General features: G+C 66.5%; 13 protein-coding genes. 7 read left to right on the top strand and 6 right to left on the bottom strand.

The window, feature by feature from the left end; genetic code table 11:
• Positions 1–21 precede the first annotated feature (21 nt).
• Both ACFWZ4_RS04425 and ACFWZ4_RS04430 read right to left on the bottom strand, forming a co-directional pair.
• Positions 22–1,296, bottom strand: a complete 1,275-nt coding sequence (locus ACFWZ4_RS04425; protein ID WP_439703502.1) for a M20 family metallopeptidase — start codon at positions 1,294–1,296, stop codon at positions 22–24.
• 281 nt (positions 1,297–1,577) lie between these two features.
• Positions 1,578–2,039 (bottom strand): metallophosphoesterase family protein, encoded by a 462-nt coding sequence (locus ACFWZ4_RS04430; RefSeq protein ID WP_439703503.1) that lies wholly within the window; start codon positions 2,037–2,039, stop codon positions 1,578–1,580.
• Between the two features lie 273 nt (positions 2,040–2,312).
• Here ACFWZ4_RS04430 and ACFWZ4_RS04435 point away from each other — a divergent pair, with 273 nt between their 5' ends.
• Positions 2,313–2,468 carry a hypothetical protein gene (locus ACFWZ4_RS04435; RefSeq protein WP_231321123.1) on the top strand — a complete coding sequence of 52 codons (156 nt, stop codon included), beginning with the start codon at positions 2,313–2,315 and terminating at the stop codon, positions 2,466–2,468.
• A gap of 77 nt (positions 2,469–2,545) precedes the next feature.
• The gene (locus ACFWZ4_RS04440) at positions 2,546–3,487 is read left to right on the top strand and encodes an oxygenase MpaB family protein (RefSeq protein WP_439703504.1); all 942 of its coding nucleotides are present in this window, start codon (positions 2,546–2,548) and stop codon (positions 3,485–3,487) included.
• A gap of 68 nt (positions 3,488–3,555) precedes the next feature.
• Here ACFWZ4_RS04440 and ACFWZ4_RS04445 read toward each other — a convergent pair whose 3' ends face one another.
• Positions 3,556–7,206, bottom strand: coding sequence for an LGFP repeat-containing protein (locus ACFWZ4_RS04445; RefSeq protein WP_439703505.1), 3,651 nt, complete (start codon positions 7,204–7,206; stop codon positions 3,556–3,558).
• A 707-nt stretch (positions 7,207–7,913) separates the two neighbouring features.
• Between ACFWZ4_RS04445 and ACFWZ4_RS04450 the strand changes: the two genes are divergently transcribed.
• Positions 7,914–8,798 (top strand): EamA family transporter, encoded by an 885-nt coding sequence (locus ACFWZ4_RS04450; protein ID WP_439703506.1) that lies wholly within the window; start codon positions 7,914–7,916, stop codon positions 8,796–8,798.
• 38 nt (positions 8,799–8,836) lie between these two features.
• A complete protein-coding gene (locus ACFWZ4_RS04455; RefSeq protein WP_439703507.1) occupies positions 8,837–10,366 on the top strand; it encodes a KAP family P-loop NTPase fold protein in 1,530 nt (509 codons plus the stop codon).
• Positions 10,367–10,431: 65 nt separating this feature from the next.
• On the opposite strand, the gene htpG is transcribed toward ACFWZ4_RS04455, so the two are convergent.
• Positions 10,432–12,300 (bottom strand): molecular chaperone HtpG, encoded by a 1,869-nt coding sequence (gene htpG, locus ACFWZ4_RS04460; protein WP_439703508.1) that lies wholly within the window; start codon positions 12,298–12,300, stop codon positions 10,432–10,434.
• Between the two features lie 154 nt (positions 12,301–12,454).
• Complete coding sequence (htpX, locus tag ACFWZ4_RS04465; RefSeq protein WP_439703509.1) at positions 12,455–13,348, bottom strand: protease HtpX; 894 nt, start codon at positions 13,346–13,348, stop codon at positions 12,455–12,457.
• Between the two features lie 204 nt (positions 13,349–13,552).
• Between htpX and gluQRS the strand changes: the two genes are divergently transcribed.
• Complete coding sequence (gluQRS, locus tag ACFWZ4_RS04470; protein ID WP_439703510.1) at positions 13,553–14,416, top strand: tRNA glutamyl-Q(34) synthetase GluQRS; 864 nt, start codon at positions 13,553–13,555, stop codon at positions 14,414–14,416.
• A gap of 140 nt (positions 14,417–14,556) precedes the next feature.
• Complete coding sequence (gene phbB / locus ACFWZ4_RS04475) at positions 14,557–15,297, top strand: acetoacetyl-CoA reductase (protein WP_439703511.1); 741 nt, start codon at positions 14,557–14,559, stop codon at positions 15,295–15,297.
• Between the two features lie 52 nt (positions 15,298–15,349).
• Here the strand turns inward: phbB and ACFWZ4_RS04480 are convergent, their stop codons facing one another.
• On the bottom strand, positions 15,350–16,135 hold the full coding sequence (locus ACFWZ4_RS04480; RefSeq protein ID WP_439703512.1) for a tRNA threonylcarbamoyladenosine dehydratase: 786 nt from the start codon (positions 16,133–16,135) through the stop codon (positions 15,350–15,352).
• A 137-nt stretch (positions 16,136–16,272) separates the two neighbouring features.
• Between ACFWZ4_RS04480 and ACFWZ4_RS04485 the strand changes: the two genes are divergently transcribed.
• Positions 16,273–16,668, top strand: coding sequence for a cytochrome c (locus tag ACFWZ4_RS04485; RefSeq protein ID WP_231321133.1), 396 nt, complete (start codon positions 16,273–16,275; stop codon positions 16,666–16,668).
• The last annotated feature ends 25 nt before the right edge of the window (positions 16,669–16,693 follow it).

Raw genomic sequence — 16,693 nt, forward strand, 5'->3', positions numbered from 1 at the left:
TCGGCTCCGGCTGCCCGTGGCTCAGGTGGTGGGCGACAGCCACGCGCGCGCGGCCACCATCAGGGTCTCCACGCCCGTCTCCAGGGTGGGATGGATGACCGGCAGGAAACGCGGGTTGTGGTTGGTCGGGATCTCGTTCAGGCGGTTCTCGGCCTTCGCTTTCGCGTAGGTATCCGCATCGGTGCCGCCGACGAACCAGAACACCGAGGGCACGTGCCATTCGGCACCGAACGAGCCGAAGTCTTCGCTTGCCGAGGTCGGGCCGGTCTGCCGCACCCGCTGCGGCGGGAAGAACGCGCGGAACGCCTCGACCACGCGCGCCGCAGCCGCCGCATCGTTGTTCACGAGCGCATAGCGGTCCAGCGGGGTGATCTGTGGCGGCCTGGGCGCGCCGGATGCGGCCGCCTCGGCGTTGGCCACGCGCGTGATGGCATCGAGCACGCGCTTGCGCACGCCTTCGTCGAACGTGCGCACGTTGAGCTTGATGACGGCCTCGTCGGGAATGACGTTTTCCTTGGTGCCGGCCTGCAGCGAGCCGACGGTGATCACCGCCGCCTCGGTCGGTGCCAGTTCGCGCGAAACGATGGTCTGAAGCCGCAGCACGGTCGCTGCCGCCATCACCACCGGATCGATGCTCGCCTGCGGCATCGAGCCGTGGGCGCCACGGCCGAACAGGCGGATTTCCAGGCTGTCGGCGGCCGAGGTGATGACACCGGTACGACCGGCGACCGCGCCTGCCGGACCGACCATGACGTGTTGCCCGAGCACCACGTCCGGCTTGGGGAATCGCTGGAACAATCCGTCGTCGATCATCGCCCGGGCCCCTTCGGCCGTTTCCTCCCCCGGCTGGAACACCGCCATCAGCGTTCCCTGCCATTGCGCACGGGTCTGTGCCATCAGCGTGGCGGCGCCGACCAGCCAGGTGACATGCAGGTCATGGCCGCAGGCATGCATGACCGGCACGCTGGTGCCTTCGCGGTCAACGGCCTCGACCTTGCTCGCGTACGACGCGCCGGTCGCCTCCTTCACGGGCAACGCGTCCATGTCGGCGCGCAGCATGACCGTCGGCCCCTCGCCGTTGCGCAGCAGGCCGACCACCCCGGTTTTTCCGACACCGGTGGTCACCTCATAGCCGGCGGCTCGCAGATGGTCGGCCGCCAGCGCAGCGGTGCGGGTTTCCTGCATCGACAGTTCGGGGTGCGCGTGGATGTCGGTGTAGAGCTCCTCCAGCGCGGGAAGCAGGCCCTGGAGGTTGCCGAGCCGGGCGGCGCTGGCATCTGTCTGCGTGGTGGTCATGGGCATGGGTCCGCTGGGAGGACGCTGGCGCGGGATCGGTGTTACGACAAGCGAACTGCGCGGGACGACACCTGGAAACGCGTGCCGAGGTCGGTGCGAGCGCGAGGACATGCCTCGTGCCTGGCCCTGTCGGCGCTGCGAAACGCATCGTGCCGATGCCTGGTGCAGCGTGCCGGCATCATGCGCGTGTGCCCGCAAGGAGGGGTGAAGCGAGGACGGCATCACCCACGCGGGTGCGTCGAAAGTTCTTTCGCACCACTGGGGCATCCGGCACGAACCGGCTAGCCGTCCAGCTCCACGATCCGCGGCATCACTTCGCGACCGTCGATGAGCAGCTCGCCCACGCTGATCGGCAGCTTGAACCGCCGTCGTCCGGCGCTGCCGGGGTTGACGTAGAGCACGCCCCCGCGTTCCTCGGCCAGCGGTTTGTGCGAGTGCCCCGAGACCACCACGTGCACGCCCTCCGCGCGCGGGTCGATGGCCAGTTCCTTGAGGTCATGCAGCACGTGCACCCGCACTTCACCCAGTTCGATCGTCGCGTTTTCCGGCAGGCCGGCGAACGCCTCGCCGCGGTCGTTGTTGCCGCGCACGGCAGTGACGGGAGCCACTGCCGACAACGCTTCCACAAGCGCGACACTGCCAATGTCCCCTGCGTGGATGATGCGCTGGCACCCGTGCAGGAAGTCTATCGCCGCGGGGCGCAACAAGCCATGGGTATCGGAAATCAGGCCTATGCGAAACATCGTATCGGGTGCCTCTCGCGCCGCCGACCTCGGTGGCGATGGCCGCACGCTAGCTCGCCCCGCGCGACCGTGCCGTCATGGGTGGGCAAGGCACGGGACCGGCGTTCGTGTCCGTCCGCGCGTGTGTCCGGACGCGGAACCCGGTGTCCGCGGACGGCCATTGCGTGCGGGCCCGATGCCCGGAAAACCGCATGGCGCCGCGCTTTTAAACGTTGGCACGCCTTGTGCCATCCAATCCGCGAAAGCTTCCCTTCCACCACGCGGAGAACCGCCATGAAATTCGAAACCATCCTGCTGCAGAGCTTCTTCGCCGCCTGCATGCTGCTTTGCCTGGCCGTGATGAGCGCGATGCTGGTCCTGCCGACGCCGACCGCCGTGGCGGCCGCCAGCCAGGCGCACGCCGCAGCGGTCGCCAACGCGGAAGGCTGAAGTCGAAGCGCAACCTTCGCCAGTCAGGCAAGACCGGCCGAAGGCCTCATGAAGGGCGCATCCCTATACTTGCGCCCATGGCTTCGCCACTGAACCTGCTTCGCCAAGTCACGCACGAGCCGATCCGCCGCTGGGTACTGGGCGCCTTCCCACGCGATCCCGGCGGCACGCTGGACTACGACCACCCGCGCGGCGACCCGGGCCTGTTCGGGCCGGACAGCGTGACCTGGCGCATCCACGCCGACTTCCCGGGAATGCTCGCCGGTGGCCTGGCCGCGTTGATGATGCAGACCCTGCATCCGCTGGCGCTTGCCGGTGTATGGGACCACTCCAACTTCCGCGACGACCTGGTCGACCGCCTGCGTCGCACCACCACCTTCGTCGGCGCCACCACCTACGCGCCGCGGGCGGCCGCGGAAGGCCTGATCGAACGCGTACGTCATATCCATGGCTTCGTGCGGGGCACAGGCGAGGACGGCACGCCTTACTCGGCCGACGATCCGGCGCTACTCACCTGGGTGCACGTCACCGAAGCGCACAGCTTTCTCGCCGGCTATCGCCGCTTTGCCCACCGCACCGTTCCCCGCGCGATCGCCGACCGCTACTACGACGAAGTGCGCCGCATCGCCGAAGCGCTGGGCGCGCGCGACGTGCCCTCGTCCGAGGGCGGGGTCGCCGACTATTTCGCGGGCATCCAGAAACAACTGGCCTTTACCGGGCGCTCGCGCGAAGTCCTGCGCGTCCTCGGCGAGGTGCGCTTGCCTGTCCCGCTCGCCAGCCTTTCCCGCGACGTGTTCCTCCATGCCGGCATCGCGCTGCTACCGGACTGGGCGAACCGGCTGCTGCACCACACGCCGCGCCAACGCCAGCAGGCGCGCGTCGCCGCGCGATTGCTGTGGTCGATGGCGCCGGCCTTCCGCGCGGCCCTCAAGGAGAGCGGCGTGGTCAGCCGCTCGTGCCGCCGCGTGGGCGTCGCACCGGAAGCGATGCGCCGCTGGCCGGCGCCGGCCGGGCGTTAGCCGTCGACGACGTGCCCGCAGCGCCCGATCCGCAGGCGTCCTCGCCAGCCCGTCCGCCGCAGCGGCGATCAGGGCGATGCCGTCACCAGCGTGCTGCTCTGCGGCGCGCCGAACAAAGCGTTGATCCTGCTTACCTTCAACTGGTTGGAGGCGACCAGCGTGGAGGGCACGACGCGCAACCCGTCCTGTTCCTTCAGATCGAACCGCCCGCTGAGTTCGACACCGCGGCGTACGTAGTGGACCGTCACCTGGGCCTCGATGGCCTGCCCGCTGCACACGAGCTCGACGCCCCCGATACCGGGCCGGGGATTGATCTGCAGCTCGTTCCCGGCGGCCAGCGCCACGCCGTCGATGTCCATGCGCAGGTAATCGGCGCCGCCACCCAGACGGTTGCTGATGAGCACGCGCAGCAACTTGTCGCGGCTGCTCGAGACCGAGACGGTCCGGGTGTGCGTGCCCAGGTCCTTGACGCGGAAGGTGTCGTAGTCGCCCGCGGCGCTGTCGGCGACGAACAGGAGCTCGCTCAGTCCTTCCTTGATGCCGTACTGCAGGCGCCCGCGGCGCAGCGCACGCAGGCGGTGGATGTAGTTCTTCGAAACGGTGCCGCTTCCCGGCGTCGTTCCGGCCAGCGCCGCGGACATCACCTCCCGGACCAGGCCGGTGTCCGCCAGTCGGTACATCAGCCGATGGTTGTTGGCCGCCACGTAGTCCGGGTGCCGTTCGAAAAGCTCGCGGATGTCGTGCGGTGCGAGCAGGCACAGGTACTCGCGCAGCGTAAGCCGCCGCCAGTCGTCGCCGCCACGCTTGCCGCCGGCAGGCGGCTGGCGCGAAAAAACCTTCGGCTCCGAGCGCAGGTAGAGCTCGGACGTCAGTACGCCATGGCCGCGTGGGTGGCGGATGTCGGGTGGCCGGTCGGGACGCGGGCCGTCGTGCGTGCGCGAGCATTCCCGGCGGTGCTGGTCGAAGCCTTTCACCGACACGAACTTGTGGGCCAGCGACTTGCCGTTCTTCAGACGGTCGATCGAATCGGCGCCGAACGCATCCAGGTCCACCCCGTTCTCGTCGGTCAGCGCACTGGTCTCGCTGTCGTCGCCGACGATCAGGATCACCCCTGACAGGAGCAGCATGACGGCCTCGAACACCGGCGTGCGCGGTCGTTCGTTTACCACCTCCCATGGCATGTAGTGCATGCGTCCACCGCTCCATTCGCCGCCGCTGTAGCTCTTGGAACCGGCATAGCTGTAGGTGTTGGCGGACGGGTCGACTTCGATGGAGCGCGGTGCGTCGTTGATGCCCGTGGTGGGGAAGTTCGGGTCGCGGATGGCCATCCGCCAGGGTGTCGCGCTGTCGTCCCAGCCGACGGGCAACACGCAATGCGGCGCGCCGCTGAAATCCCAGTTCTGCGAGATGCACAGCACCGGGTCGCATCCCGCGGCATGCAGCGCACGGGTGGCCTGGAACACCGACACCGGGTCGTGCGTCTTGCCGGACAGGAACTCGCCGACGAACCACCAGATGGCCGGCGCGCCGACCTGGTACTGGTGCTTGATGTTGAACTCGTTGCGGATCGCCTCCCAGTGCGCATCCTTGAAGCGGTCGATGGGCAGCCTCAGGGCGCTGCGCAGCTTCTTGCTGTAGATCGCCTCGAGCGACATGCCGAAGCAGTTGCCCTTGTCGGCCAGCCCCTTGCACACGGCCTCGTAGAACAGCTTGGCCAGCCAATCGCGCGGATCCCACCAGTCCGGGTCGGAGTCGACATCGCTGAAGGCGGCCGCGTACTGCGGGTAGGTGATCTCGTCCGTGCCCTTGTTGCGCGCGCCCCACCACTTCTGCGCCTCGGTGAGCGAGGCCAGGTCCACCTTGGGGCTGACCGACCAGGCGACCGAGTTGATCTTGTCGAAGCCGCCGCTGTTGAACACGCCGGACGGGCTGTCGCGCAGGCCCCACGCGTTGGCCATCGTCAGCACGTATTCGAACGTACCGAGGAAGTCGTCGTCGTCCGGCCAGTCGCTGTCCCAGATCTCCAGGCGGAAGGTGATGGTCCGGTTGGGGTCGTTGGGCACGATGCCTTCGGGCCCGAGGTCGAAGGTCTTCGGTCCCGCATCGAAGATGTTGTTGCCGTCGCTGTCTCCGCTGGCCGGCAGTCGCTCGGCGTGCAGGACGTGCCCGCCCTCGGCGATGGAGGCCTGCAGGTAGACGTCGTTCTCGCCCTTGTACCAGGGCTCGGATTCCTGGGTATCCACGCGCGTCAGCGTGATCTCGAAGGGCACGCACGCAAGCGTGTCGGCGTAGCTGCCGAACCAGAGGATGCTGCCGCGCTGGAAGGTGTTGTAGTACCCGCTCGCGCCGGAGATGTCCGACTGGCCGGAAGTCGGGAAGCCCAGGTCGCCGGCCGGGCCCTGCACCTCCTTGTACTTGCGCAGGATGTCGCCCCGCACGTCGTACGCCCCGGTGGCGCCGCTCCAGTAGATCGTGCAGCCCTCGAACTCGCTCTGCCGGCCGATCGCGGTCGCGCCATCCAAAACGTCGGCCTCGTTCGTCGTCGGAAAGCCCCATGTGGCGGCGCCGCCGGTGGAGAGGTAGCGAGCCAGGATGTCGCCGTGCACTTCGAATGCCTTGGCGGCGCCGCTCTTCCAGTACATCTCGGCGCCCTGGAACACCTGCCGGCGGCCGCCGGAGATCGTCTGGGCCGGCGCCAGCGGCAAGCCGATCGCGCCGCCCTCTCCCATGCCTTCGTAGTCGACCCACGTCTGTCCCGTGACCGGGATCGCTCCCGTCGCCCCGGACCAGTAGATCCCGCCGCGGCTGAAGAGACTCTTGCGACTGCCGCCCTGCGCGCCGTCCATCTCGTCGGAGATGAGGAAGCCAAGTTCGATCCGGAACGGAAGCGCGCGGTAGGCGGCGAGGATCGCGCCGTGCATTTCGAAGGCCAGCCCCGTCGTCTCGTTGTACATCAGCGTGGTACCGGCGAACTCCTGGATCCAGGACTCGCTGGGCAGGTCGTAATAGAACTCGCCCACGGGCGAATCGAGGTTCAGCTCCTCCTGCTTGTAGGTCAGGTGCCATTGCGGATGCGCACGGCGCTCGTCGAGCTGCGCCTCCAGTTCCAGCGGGATGTCCTCGTGCAGCTGCAGTGCCGCCATGAGTCCGACGAACGGATCGTCGGTGCCGTTCGCTGCCGAGCCGGCGTGCAACGTGCCGCTTGCGGCCGAAGCGAGGCTTCCGCTGGGGAAGGCGTGGACCGACACGATCGTGCCGTCGATGAAGACCGCGACCGTGTCGGTGTCGTAGACCAGGTCGGCGGCGTGCCAGTCGGCGGTCTTGAGGTCCATCAAGTGTTGGGTGGAGGCCTCACCGGTGCCGTGCGCCTGCGTCGTCACGCGAGCGACGAGCTGGTATTCGCTGGTACCACCGTCCGGCTCGAGATCGAGGGAGATGGGTGGAGCGGTCGCCGCGATCAGGGTCTGCCGCGCCGCGACAGGGCCGCCTGGCTTGAACACGACGCGCGCGCAGAACTTCTCCGCCCCGGGCTTGCCGGTCGGCAGCGCGACGTCCAGCGTGCCGCCCGCCTTGAAGTCGAGCGCCTGCGGGTAGGCACCCAGCACCGTCGAGCCCGGCCCGGTGACCACGGTGCAGTTCGCCACGGTGGCAGGCAATGAAGCGTCCGGATTGGCGGGGGTCGTGCGGTCGAGCGTGTAATCGATGATCTTCTGGCTCATGACGGAGATACCCCTTGGAGTAGTCCACGCCGCTGGGGCCGCCATGGGGTGCGACGCGTGTGTCCCGGATAGCCACGCCTGTTCCCGTCGCCGGGTCGATCACGGCACCGGTCGGTCGATGGCTGTGCATACCCGGGAGGCGAGCCTCGCCGGCGATCCCGCTGGGTGTCGACGGTTGCGGATGGGCGCACCCGCCGGGTGCGCGGTCTTGCCTGCACTCTGCGAGCCCTGGGATGGCATGAGCGCCTCCCGCCACGGACATGGCCGACCGCCAGGGCAACGGGTCAGGCCAGTGACCGAACAGGCGCGGCGGTGCATGCATGCGTGCCGTCGCGCCCATGGCGCCTTATACGCTCGCTTCCCCGACGGCCACGATGGGCACGGCGTGTGCGGATGGTGAGGCCTCCTTCACGCAGGCCAGGGGCCGTTCAAGCACGCTTGCGGGCGTGCGGCAGGCCGGGAGTAACCCTCTGCCGAAGCCAGGCGCACATCCGGTGCCGTGGTTACGGCCGGATCCTCGCTCGTCCGGCGCGGCGCAGCGGAGCGAGCCGTCGCGGGCGATAGCGGACTGCTCCGTGCCGGCGGCCGACCACGCTCGCCTGCTGCCACCCCGCTGTCAGCAGCGACGCCGACGAGAGCGGTTCGCCCGGTGTGTTTCGCCCGGGCCCACTGGCATTATTGGCGAACCCCTGCCCCCGGCTCCCCCCATGTCACCACGCTTCGCCGTTGCCCCGGTCGCGCTCGCGATCGGCGCGTTGTTGATCAGCATGGTTTCCTACCAATGTGGCGCGTCTCTGGCCAAGCACCTGTTCCCGCAGGTCGGGGCCCAGGGCGCTACCGCCTATCGGCTGGGGCTCAGCGCGCTGATCCTGCTGCTCTGGCGGCGGCCGTGGCGACGTGCGAACGGCAAGCGGGACTGGCTGGCGCTGTGGGGCTATGGCCTTTCGATGGGCGCCATGAACCTCGTGTTTTACATGTCGCTGCGCACGATCCCGCTGGGCATCGCGGTCGCGCTCGAGTTCACCGGGCCGCTGGCGCTGGCGCTCGCCGGGTCCCGCCGCGCGGTCGACTTCGTATGGATCGCGCTGGTGATCGCCGGGCTGGTCCTCCTGCTGCCGCTGCATGCGCAGGCGGCGTCGCTCGATCCGGTGGGGGTGATGTACGCGTTGGCAGCCGGCGTGGGCTGGGCGCTGTACATCGTGCTGGGAAAGAAAGTCGGCGCGAGCCACGGCGGCGATGCGGTGACGCTCGGCATCTCGATCGGTGCCCTGCTGGTGATCCCGTTCGGCGCCGCGCACGCTGGCAGCGCACTGCTGTCGCCTGCCCTGCTGCCGTACGCGCTGGGTGTCGCGTTGCTCAGTTCGGCGTTGCCTTACTCGTTGGAGATGGTCGCATTGACCCGGTTGCCGGCGCGCACGTTCAGCACGCTGTTGAGCCTGGAGCCCGCCATCGCCGCGGTTGCGGGCGCGGCACTGCTGGATCAGCGGCTCAGCCTGCTGCAGTGGCTGGCGATCCTCGCCATCATCGTGGCGGCCACCGGTACCGCGCTGAGCGTGCAGCGGCCGGAGCTGGTCGAGCCGTTGGCCAACTGAGCGCTACCCACTTACGACTCAAGCAAGGAGCAGCAGAAGTGACCGAGGAACCCGCAGTGCAGCCGGAAGGAACTTGGACTGATGACGTTTTAGATCGCAAACGTCTCGCTGACTTCCTAAGCGCTTACCTCACGCAAGAGGCTGGCAATCTCGCTAGAACAAAGGGCATTGGCCTGACAATTTCGCTCGATGCCGACTGGGGCTACGGAAAGAGCTTTTTCGTACGCCACTGGGCTCACGACTTAAGAGGAAAAGGTCACCCTGTCGTGATGTTCGACGCGTGGGAGAACGATATTGGCGAGGCAGCCTCCATAGCATTGATGGCCGTCATCAAAGATGAGCTTGAAGAATGGGAAAAGCGCCTTCCTAACGGAGAACGGCTTAAAAAGCGGATATCAAAATCGACTTCCGAGGTGGTGAGGAACCTGAGGCGTGCCGTCCTACCTGCCACCAAGGTCGTCGTAGAGAGCTTGATAAAGAAAACTACAGGGATTGCGGTAGGTGAGTTGCTGGACCTCAGCACTGACCGCGACGATCACACTGGAGTAAAGGATTTGTCATCAGCCACCTCCGCAACTATTGAAAAAGGCCTTGATCGCGTATTCAAGGCAGCATTGGACGAACATAAGAGCAAAAGTATCGCCATCAAGGAATTTAAAGAATCCCTGGGCAATTTAGTCGAGGCATTTGAACAGAGCTTGAGCGCAAATTTGCCGATGTTCGTCTTTGTAGACGAAGTTGATAGGTGTCGACCATCCTACGCAATCAAACTACTTGAAGAAATCAAGCATGTCTTCGGGGCGCGCAACGTCTGCTTCGTACTCTCGACCAACCAAAACCAACTAGCCGAGTCGATAAGGGCGATTTACGGCGCGGGTTTTGATGCCCAAAGATATCTAAAACGGTTTTTTGACAGGCGGTGTCAACTTCCGGAACCGGACCATAAAAGTTATGCGAAACTCCTAATTTCGGAAAACCCGGACATTTGCGGCAAAGAGCTTTTTACCGGACTCCCCAAAGAAGACGTTAGCACGCACGCCCTGCAACGGTCTCTTGCCGTGGTGACGGAAGCCTTTGGCCTTGACCTTCGATCTGAGAAGCAAGTCTTCCAGGTCACGCTTTCGGCCGTCTCAGCGATTGAACGCCAGACGATCTTTATTTTGTGGTTACTATTTCTCGCGGCGCTGGACCATAAAGACTCAACAGCTCTAAGCGATCTTTTTAATAACAAGCGGGACCGACAGGGCTTCCATGAGAGGTGCCGACCCAGCCTGGTGAGGGATATAGAGTTCAAGCACCTCATGCCGCGCGAGGAATATGGCTCCCGTCAAACCGAGCATGCAGTTCTCCTCTCGGAGATCGCATGGCAGTTTTACAGCTGGTCGTTCCAGTCACTAAACGAGCTTTTCGAACAAAGCTCAGGCACCAACCGTTTTAATTATCCCGCAAACAACATAAATCAGCTGGCGGCAGAGATGCCGCACTCGTACAGCTCCGGACAGGTTTTCAAGCCTTCCATACGGGATTACCCCGACTTGTTAAGGTATGCCGGCCTAGCAAGCGCCTGAATTACTGCATAAAAAAGCCCGCTAAGGTGCGGGCTTTTTTTATGATCGCCACTCTGTGGCGCGGCTTATCCCAGCAACACGCGATTCATCCGCTGCACGAAAGCCGCCGGGTCCGGCAGCTGCGCCCCGGCCGCGATCTCGGCCTGTTCCAGCAGCAGCGCGGCGAGGTCGCGCGCCTTGCCCTCGTCGGGTTCCGCTTCCACGCGCCTGACCAGTGCGTGCGCCGGATTGATCTCCAGCGTGGGCTTGCTCTCGGGCATGTCGTGGCCGGCCTCGCGCAGCAGGCGGGCCAGGTGCGGCGCCATCTCGTAGTCGGACAGGGCCAGGCACGAGGGGCTATCGGTGAGGCGGGCGGAAACCCTGACGTCGCCGACGCGATCGCCCAACAGTTCCTTGAGCTTCGCGAGCAGCGGCTCGGCGGCCTTCGCCGCTTCTTCCTGCTTGCGCTTGTCGGCCTCGTCCAGCGGCACCTCGCCCTTGGCGACGCTCTGGAGCTTCTTGCCGTCGTACTCGCTGAGCGAGCCGAGCATCCATTCGTCGATGCGGTCGGACATCAGCAGCACTTCGATGTCCCTGGCTTTGAACGCTTCCAGTTGCGGACTGCCGGCGGCGGCCGCGTAGCCGTCGGCGGTGATGTACCAGATGGCGTCCTGACCGACCTTCATGCGGCCGATGTAGTCGTCGAAGCCCGTGGTCTGGTTTGCGCCCTCGCCCCCGGTCGAGGCAAAACGCAACAACTTGGCGATGCGCTCGCGGTTGTTCGCGTCCTCGGCGATGCCCTCTTTCAGGGTGTTGCCGAACGCCTTGTAGAAGGTGGCGAACTTCTCCGGCTCGTCCTTGGCCAGTTTCTCGATCAGGTCGAGCACGCGCTTGACGCAGGCGGCCTTGATGCGGTCGAGTTGGCGGTTGTGCTGCAGGATCTCGCGGCTGACGTTGAGCGGCAGGTCATCGGCGTCGACCACGCCGCGCACGAAGCGCAGGTAGTTGGGCAGCAGCTCCTCGGCGGCGTCCATGATGAAGACGCGCTTGATGTAGAGCTTCAGCCCCTTGCGCTCGTCGCGGCCACCCATCATCAGGTCGAACGGCGGCTGCGCGGGCAGGTAAAGCAGCGTGGTGAAGCTCTGGCTGCCCTCGACCCGATTGTGCGTCCAGGCCAGCGCATCGTTGAAGTCGTGCCCGAGCGACTTGTAGAAGCTCTGGTAGTCCTCATCGCTGATCTCGCTTTTGGGCTTGGTCCACAAGGCGCCGGCGTCGTTGACGGTTTCCCATTCGGTGGTCGGCTTGCCCGCTTCTTCCTTCGGCATGCGGATCGGGAAGGCAACGTGGTCGGAGTACTTGCGGATCAGCGAGGCGAGTTGCCAGCGCTTGAGGAATTCGTCCTCGTCGGCCTTCAGGTGCAGGACCACGGTGGTGCCGCGATCACCGAGCTCGACCTGCTCCAGCGAATATTCGCCCTTGCCGTCGCTCTCCCACTTCACGCCCTCGTCCACCGAGGCCCCGGCACGGCGGGTGAGCACGGTGACCCGGTCGGCCACCACGAAAGCCGAGTAGAAGCCCACGCCGAACTGGCCGATCATGCGCGCGTCGGCCTTCTGTTCGCCGCTCATCGCCTCGAGGAACCGCCGGGTGCCGGAGCTGGCAATGGTGCCGATGTTCGCGACCACTTCGTCGCGACTCATGCCGATGCCGTTGTCACGCACGGTGACGGTGCGCGCCTGCTCGTCCCAGCTTACGTCGATGTGCAGCTCGCCTTCGCCAGCGAGCAGCTCCGGATGCGCAATCGATTCGAAGCGCAACTTGTCGCAGGCGTCGGAGGCGTTGGAGACGAGCTCGCGCAGGAAGATTTCCTTGTGCGAGTAAAGCGAATGGGTGACCAGGTGCAGGACCTGGGCGACTTCGGCTTCGAACTTGCGGGTTTCGGTGGATGCGGTCATTGCGGTGATGCTTCCCAGGTAACGACAAAAGACATTTCCCTCTCCCACCGGGAGAGGGTGCCCGAAAGACGGGAGAGGGTTCGGGCGGAGCGAACTGCCCGGCACCATCGAACCCTGTCCCCCCACCCTCTCCCGTGGGGAGAGGGACTCACGCTCAGGCGCGGACGGCCTGCAGCGCGGCGATGCGTTCGTCCAGCGGCGGGTGGCTCATGAACAACCGCTGCAAGCCCGCGGCCATGTGGCCGGAGATGCCGAACGCGGCCATGGCCTTGGGCAGCGTGGTGGCGCCGTGGTCGCCCTTGAGCCGCTGCAGCGCGGAAATCATCGATCCACGACCGGCCAGCTGCGCGCCCGCGCGGTCGGCGCGGAATTCGCGCCAGCGCGAGAAGGCGGCCACGATCATCGAGGCGAACAGGCCGAACACCACCTGCAACACCATCACCGTGACGAAGTAGCCGATGCCGCTGCCGCCGCGATTGTCGCGCCCGCCGGAAAGCCAGCTGTCGACCAGGCTGCCGACCACTCGGGCGGCCAGGATCACCAGCGTGTTGAGCACACCCTGGATCAGCGTCAGCGTGACCATGTCGCCATTGGCGATGTGGCCGACCTCGTGGCCGAGTACGGCCGAGACCTGTTCGCGGTCCATCTGCTGCAGCAGGCCGGAACTGACCGCCACCAGCGAATTGTTCTTCGTCATGCCGGTGGCGAAGGCGTTCATCTCCGGCCCGTCGTAGATCGCCACCTCGGGCATGCCGATGCCGGCGGCCTGGGCATGCCGGCGCACGGTGTCGACGAGCCAGCGCTCCGCCTCGTTGCCCGGCTGCTCGATCACCCGGGCGCCGGTGGAGTACTTGGCGATGGTCTTGGACATCGCCAGCGAAATGAACGCGCCGCCCATGCCGAACACGGCGGCGAAGACCAGCATGCCGGTCATGCCGCCGTAGCCGCGGGCGGCAGCCCACTGGTCGATGCCGAACAGGCGGCACACGATGCTCAGCAGCAGGAGGACGGCGATATTGGTGGCAAGGAAAAGGACGATTCGACGCACGGCTGTCTCGTTTTGGCAGTCATGGAAATACGGTTCGCACCGCGAGGTGAGATTCGGGGCGCGGGCGGCTGGTTTCAAGGGGAACGCCGGCTCGCGAGAGGTCAGACCGGCTACCGTGGCGACGGTTCCGCGGCGTTCGGTCGCGGTGGTCCGGATTCGCGTTGCCGCGCTCAGGACGAACGGAACGGCGGGTAGACTGCCGCGATGTCCTACTGCGGCCGCTTCGCCCCCTCACCCACCGGCCTGCTGCACTTCGGCTCGCTGGTGGCCGCGGTGGGGAGCTGGCTGTGCGCGCGCCATGCGGGCGGGCGATGGCTGCTGCGGGTGGAGGACATCGATCCGCCGCGCGAAGTGGCGGGCTCGGCGCAGGCGATCCTGGCCGCGCTGCCGGCGTTCGGGTTGGTGGCTGACGCGCCCGCGCTGTTCCAGTCGCAGCGCCAGGCTGCCTATGACGCGGCGTTCGACCGGTTGCGCTCGGCGGACCTGGTGTTTCCCTGCTGGTGCAGCCGGGCACAACTGGCGGCCGAAGGCGGGCTGCACCGTGACGGTCGTTGCATCGCCCTGCCCGACCCGGAACGTCCGCCGGCCTGGCGGATGCGCGTTCCCGACGGAACGATCGCCTTCGACGACGCGTTGCAGGGCCGGCAGCGGCAGGTCCTGCGCGACGAAGCCGGCGATTTCGTCATCCGCCGCGTGGAGGGCTACTACGCCTACCAGCTGGCCTGCGTGGTGGATGACGCCTTCCAGGGCATCACCGAAGTCGTGCGCGGCAACGACCTGCTCGATTCCACGCCGCGGCAGATCCTGCTGCAGCGCTGCCTGGGCTTTTCCACGCCGGCGTATCGCCATCTGCCGCTCGCGCTGGACGAGCAGGGCCGCAAGCTTTCCAAATCCGGACAGGCGCATCCGGTGGACCCGGGCGATCCGCTGCCGGCACTGCGGCGGGCGCTGGCCTTCCTGGACGTCCAGACGGCTGCGGGCGCGGACAGCCCCGCGGCTCTCCTGCAGGCCGCGCTCGCGCGTTTCGACCCCGCCCGCCTACCCCACCTGGCCGCGCGCTCCCTGTAGGGCCGGCGCAAGCCCGCCCTACGCTTGCCGAAAGCAGCCGCGACCGGATCGCCTGGCAGGCCGGCAGCAGTTGTCATGAAGTTGGGGTATACATGCAGGGCACGTCATCACCGGCGTGTCCTCACCGGGAACTGCACGCAATGAACCCACGCACCGCACTGGTCACCGGCGGCACGGGCGGCATCGGCAGCGCGATCGTCCGCAACCTGGCGCGCCAGGGACACAAGGTCGCCACCAACTACCGCGACGCGACGCGGGCCGAGGCCTGGCGCGCCCGCATGTCGGCCGAAGGGATCGACGTGTGCATGGTGCCGGGCGACGTGGCCGACCCGGTCTCGGCCGAGGCCATGGTGCGCGCGGTGGAAGCGCAGTGCGGCCCGATCCAGATCCTGGTCAACAACGCCGGCATCACCCGCGACGCCACCTTCCACAAGATGGACTACCAGCAGTGGACCGAGGTGGTGAACACCAACCTCAACGCCTGCTTCAACGTCACCCGTCCGGTGATCGAGGGCATGCGCGCGCGCCGCTGGGGCCGCATCGTGCAGATCAGCTCGATCAACGGACAGAAAGGCCAGTACGGCCAGGCCAATTACGCCGCGGCCAAGGCGGGCATGCACGGCTTCACCATCTCGCTGGCACAGGAGAACGCGAAGTTCGGCATCACGGTGAACACCGTTTCGCCGGGCTACGTCGCGACCGACATGGTGATGGCGGTGCCCGAGGAGGTGCGCGAGAAGATCGTGGCGCAGATTCCGATCGGGCGACTGGGCAAACCGGAGGAGATCGCTCACGCGGTGGCGTTCTTCACCACCGACGAGGCCAGCTGGATCACCGGATCGAACCTGGCGATCAACGGCGGGCATTACATGGGGTGGTAGCGTTGCTCCCTCTTCCCGTAAGGAAGAGGAACACCAGCGCCGCTCGCCGACCTTACTTCTCCAGCACCTTCTCCAGCACCCTCCCCACCGCCGCGAACGCGAACGCCCCGGTGATGTGCGTCGCCGCCCCCAGCCCGCCGCCGCAAGCCAGGTTGAGCGAGTCCCCGCCCGGCGGGCGCAGGCCGCAGACCGAGCCGTCCGGCTGCGGGTACTGCACGTTCTGCAGCGAATACACCGCCGACACGCCGAAATAGCGGTCCGGGTTGCGCGGGAAATTGAAATCCTGCCGGAGCTTCTTGCGGATCAGGCTGAACATCGCATCGTGCTCGGTGCGCGAAAGGTCGCGCACCCGGATCTGCGTGGGATCGGTGCGTCCACCGGCGGAACCCACCGTCACCATCGGCAACTTGCGACGGCGGCACCAGGCGATCGCCTCCAGCTTCACGCGGAAGGCATCGCAGGCATCGAGCACCACGTCGTAGCCGCGGTCCAGCAGGTCGTCCAGCGTGGCGGTGGTGAGGAAGCGCTCGATCGCCTCCAGCCGGATGCGCGGATTGATCGCATGCGCGCGCTCGGCCATCACGCCGACCTTGGGCTTGCCCCACTGGCCGTCCAGCGCATGCAGCTGGCGGTTGGTGTTGGACAGGCAGACCTCGTCGGCGTCGATCAGGGTCAGCCGGCCCACGCCGCTGCGCGCCAGCGCCTCGACTGCCCACGAGCCGACCCCGCCAATGCCGATGACACAGACGTGCGCACTCATCAGTCGCTCGATGGTTCCACGCCCGTACAGGCGCTCGACGCCTTCGAAGCGTTCGACCGGGTAGTGCGGCCCGGTCATGCGGCCTGCCCGGGGACGAGGTGGATGCTGCCTGCCATCGCGTGCGGTTTCCTACGCGGAAAAGCCCATTTTACGGCTACGAAAGCCGCCAATGCTTCGGTATTCTGGCCGTTCACAACTTCCAAGGGCGGTCCACCATGAATGCACGTTCCGCACTGCTGATCCTCCTCGGCCTGGTCATCGGCGTCCTCGGCACCGTCTTCGCCATGAAGGCGCTGGGTAATCGCAACCCCATGCCGCACGCGGTGATGACGGTGATGGGCCACCACATGGGCGCGCTCGGCCAGGCGGTCAAGACCAAGCAGTGCGACGCCGCGCAGGTCAACGATCACCTGCTGCGCCTGCAGTCGACCGCATCGGACATCCCCGTCGCCTTCCCGGGCGCCGAACAGGATTTCCTCGATCATTCCGGTCGCCTGCGTACGGCCCTGCAGGGCGCGGTGCAGGCTCATCCGACCGACTGCGCGGCGCTCGCCCAGGCGATCAAGCCGGTAGGCGACGCCTGCCAGTCCTGCCACGAACAATACCGGTAAGCCAAACGCCCACGGCCGGATGCCA

It is taken from the genome of Frateuria sp. GZRe12, from assembly GCF_051900535.1.
Classification (GTDB): domain Bacteria; phylum Pseudomonadota; class Gammaproteobacteria; order Xanthomonadales; family Rhodanobacteraceae; genus Frateuria_A.